This is a genomic window from Rhizobium sp. 01L419, assembly GCF_056400025.1.
This window is the reverse complement of sequence record NZ_JBFTSM010000063.1, coordinates 1-447: the sequence shown is the minus strand read 5'-3', so window position 1 is coordinate 447 and position 447 is coordinate 1. Positions and strand designations below refer to the sequence as shown.

Genomic DNA, 447 nt, shown 5'->3' with positions numbered 1-447 from the left:
AGCCGTTACGATGGATACGATTCCCACCGAAGGCTTTGATGTGGCTTTGACACTGACCGACACCCTTGATCATCTGCCGGCCAGCAAGCGGCGCGAACTTGCCCTCGTGCTGGAAATCATCTTTGCCGAGGTCGAGCAGTTCCGCGCCGCCAAACAGTCAGCAAAGCGCGCCAACAGCCAAGTCTTCAAGGTCATCCTCTATGGCTCCTATTCCAGAGGCGACTGGGTGGAAGACAGGCTGAGCGGCTATCGCTCCGACTACGATATCCTRATCGTCGTCAATTCCGAAAACTTCGCCCAAGAGCAGGAACTTTGGCTTTCCCTCGAAGAACGGTTCCTGCAGGAACAGATCGCCCACCGGATCGAAACCCCAGTCATTCCGATCGTCCACAGTTTGCATGATATCAACGACCAGCTCTCACGCGGCCGGCCCTTCTTGCCCTTCTT

1 protein-coding gene is annotated in these 447 nt (G+C 56.1%); it reads left to right on the top strand.

Going from position 1 to position 447, the window contains the following annotated elements; all coding sequences use genetic code 11:
- Positions 1-10 precede the first annotated feature (10 nt).
- The coding region (locus AC1DUP_RS36795) for a nucleotidyltransferase domain-containing protein (protein ID WP_477837389.1) at positions 11-447 on the top strand (437 nt) is incomplete at its 3' end.